Annotated in this window: 4 protein-coding genes and 1 tRNA gene; 4 read left to right on the top strand and 1 reads right to left on the bottom strand. The window is 31.9% G+C overall.

Annotation, left to right across the window (positions count from 1 at the left end; genetic code table 11):
- Positions 1–249: 249 nt before the first annotated feature.
- From ACZQCL_RS08000 to ACZQCL_RS07985, 4 genes are all read left to right on the top strand, one after another.
- Positions 250–735: an LURP-one-related/scramblase family protein gene (locus ACZQCL_RS08000; protein ID WP_227992273.1), complete on the top strand. Its 486-nt coding sequence runs from the start codon at positions 250–252 to the stop codon at positions 733–735.
- Between the two features lie 79 nt (positions 736–814).
- A complete protein-coding gene (locus ACZQCL_RS07995; RefSeq protein ID WP_482482665.1) occupies positions 815–1,201 on the top strand; it encodes an Hsp20/alpha crystallin family protein in 387 nt (128 codons plus the stop codon).
- A 63-nt stretch (positions 1,202–1,264) separates the two neighbouring features.
- The gene (gene pepD, locus ACZQCL_RS07990; protein ID WP_482482663.1) at positions 1,265–2,671 is read left to right on the top strand and encodes a beta-Ala-His dipeptidase; all 1,407 of its coding nucleotides are present in this window, start codon (positions 1,265–1,267) and stop codon (positions 2,669–2,671) included.
- A 49-nt stretch (positions 2,672–2,720) separates the two neighbouring features.
- Positions 2,721–2,795: transfer RNA gene (locus ACZQCL_RS07985), tRNA-Glu, on the top strand.
- 120 nt (positions 2,796–2,915) lie between these two features.
- On the opposite strand, the gene ACZQCL_RS07980 is transcribed toward ACZQCL_RS07985, so the two are convergent.
- The coding region (locus tag ACZQCL_RS07980; RefSeq protein ID WP_482482661.1) for a hypothetical protein at positions 2,916–3,108 on the bottom strand (193 nt) is incomplete at its 5' end.

Here is a 3,108-nt window from a genome sequence, read left to right as displayed (position 1 = left end):
GCACAAAAATCAATATATTTCCAAGTTTTTTCTTCATAAATAATCCACCTCGAAAATATTGTATTATGTTTTTCTTAAGATTTCATTAAGTTTTCTTAAGAATTTAAAAATTGTCAAAAAAAAGAAATAGGCATGATTATTTTAAGGGCATGAAAAGTATAATCACCTATTTCGTTAATGAGTATATATATTAAAACTTAAATAAACCTTAAATATATTCAATGCTATAATTTATGTGGTGGTGAAATTATGAAACTATTATTTAAGCAACGATTCTTTTCCTGGTTTGACAGTTATGATATATACAACGAAGATGGTCAGGTCATATATCAAGTCGAAGGAAAACTTTCTTGGGGACATAAACTAGTCATTTATGATCAAAATGGAAATGAAGTGGGTACTGTATTAGAAAAGGTGATGACTTTACTTCCTAAATTTGAAATCTATAAGAATAATGAATATATTGGATGTCTATCGAAAGAATTATCTTTCTTTACTCCACATTATAATATTGACTACAACGGATGGCATATTGATGGAACTCTTACTGAATGGAATTATACAATTGTGGATGAAAGCTATGATACTGTAGCGATTATTCGCAAAGAAATATTTAATTTTACAGATACTTATGTCATTGATGTTAAAGATCCAGAAAATGCATTGGATGCACTTATGTTTGTCTTGGCTATTGATGCAGAAAAATGTTCTAGAAACAAGCGACAAAATAATTAGCACTCAGCTCTTGACTGTGCCAAATAATTGTACTATGATATTAGCAGTTAAAAGATATAAGTGCTAAGGAGGATTCAATATGCGCTATTACCCTAATTATTTTGATGACTTTTTCAACGATACTAAAAAACAAGATACAAGTACTGTATTAAGAACAGACATTTATGAAAAGGATGGATATTATCAAATCTGCATGGAGGTTTGTGGTATTCAAAAAGAAAATATTCAAATTGAATTAAAAGATGGCTACTTAAAGATCACAGCTACTCGTAATATCAACAAAGAAGATACGCGTGTACTTCGTCAAGAAAGATTTACTGGAACTTATTCTCGTTCTTTCTATATTGGTGAAGGCTATAAACAAGAGGATATCAAAGCTCGTTTTGACAATGGTGAATTATTTATCTTATTACCTACAAAACCAGTGAAGTGTGAAGAAGAAACAAGATATATCAATATTCAATAGTGAGAGACTTGCGTCTCTCATTTTTTAGATTATACTATTTTTAATCAAGTGGAGGTATAGATAATGAGTGTATTAGATCAAAATATCGCAATCTTCAAATATTTTGAAGAAATCTCAAAAATTCCTCATGGATCTTTTCATGAAGAAAAAATTGCAGACTATGTAGAAAACTTTGCGAAGGAACATGATTTTAAATATGTTCGTGATGACATGAATAATGTGATTATTTATAAAGATGCTACACCAGGCTATGAAAATCACGATACTGTCATGTTGCAGGCGCATATGGATATGGTATGTGAAAAAAACAAGGATGTTGATTTTGACTTTGAAACCGATGCTTTAAATTTATATGTTGAAGATGGCTGGTTAAAAGCGAAAGGAACAACATTAGGTGCCGATGATGGATTTGGAGTTAGCTACATGTTGGCCATTCTTAGTGATGACACTCTAAAACATCCAAACCTAGAATGCGTTTTTACTGTGCAAGAAGAAGTGGGCCTATTAGGATCTATTAATTTAAAGAAAGAATACTTCAATGCTAAAAAAATGATTGGTTTAGATGGTGGTGGTGAAATTAGTACTTGTACCACAACAAGCGGTGGTCGCTATGCCTATGTCGATAAAACATGCACGTTTGAAGAAGTAAATAAACCAACTTATAAACTTATTGTCAAAGGATTAGATGGAGGTCATTCAGGTGCTTGCATTGATCAAGAAAAGGGTAACTCCATTAAAATCTTATTTAGAGTTCTACAAACATTAAAAGATCTTCAAATCGTATCCGTAAATGGTGGTCTAAAAGAAAATGCAATTCCTAGAGAAGCAGAAGCAACTTTCGTTTCAGACATTAAACCAAATATTGATTCTATCGTAAAAGATTTAAAAACAGAATTTGAATTTAGTGATAGTAAGCTTGATATTCAATTGGAAGAAACAGAAAAAGCTACTAAAGCCTTTACTTCAAAAGATACAAATGAATTAATTACACTATACTATTTATTACCAAATGGTTTGCAGCATAAATCTATGGCCATTGAAGGATTGACTCTAGCTTCCCTTAACTTAGGTAAATTAAGAACAGAAGACAATGTTGTGAAATGTGCTTTCTGCATTCGTTCCCCATTAGAATCTATGAAGGATGAATCAGGAAATAAGATCAACATGATTGCACAATTATGTCATGCATTTGAACATGAAGATACAAACTTCTGCGGATGGAACTATGAAGCTAACAGTCCATTAAGAGATATATTAAAAGAAATCTTAAAAAGACAAGGTGTAGAAATGGAAACAGAAGCATCCCACGGCGGTATGGAAACGGGTATTCTAAAAGGATTGATTCCAGATTTAGATATCATCACTTACGGTCCTATTGCCGAAGGTTGTCATACGCCAGAAGAAAAACTGAACCTAGAATCTTTTCAAAAAGCCTATAAAAACTTATGCGATTTGATTGCAGAATTATAAGAGAAGTCTATACTTCTCTTTTATTTTGTGCTATAATACTTAAGCGCATGGCGCGTTCGGCAAGCGGTTAAGCCACAGCCCTCTCAAGGCTGTATCACGGGTTCGAATCCCGTACGCGCTACCATTCATCAATTACTCCTTTACATAAAGGAGTTTTTTATTTTTTCATCATTAATATACACTTTTTTTGAATTTTTCTATTTTTTGCCATGTTTTTATTTTAGCAAAAATAAAAAGTACATCACTAGATGCACTCTTCAATCTTTCGCTTTTCAAGATACTTGATCTTTTCATCATGGACCCATTCCATAATGACACGATAATTAGTCATTAAGAAATCTCTCCATTCTGGTTGAACAACAACTCTTCTTTTAAGACCCCTGTCATTTTCTATGATATATGGAAGTCTATATTTTTCGTTATAATCTTTGATTGTT

It is taken from the genome of Holdemanella sp., from assembly GCF_056804935.1.
This window is presented reverse-complemented; position numbering and strand designations above follow the sequence as displayed.

Excerpts from the sequence above, each read along its gene's own strand:
- ACZQCL_RS07995 (WP_482482665.1), top strand. The coding sequence starts at position 815 with ATGCGCTATTACCCTAATTATTTTGATGACTTTTTCAACGATACTAAA.
- ACZQCL_RS08000 (WP_227992273.1), top strand. The coding sequence starts at position 250 with ATGAAACTATTATTTAAGCAACGATTCTTTTCCTGGTTTGACAGTTAT.
- pepD (WP_482482663.1), top strand. The coding sequence starts at position 1,265 with ATGAGTGTATTAGATCAAAATATCGCAATCTTCAAATATTTTGAAGAA.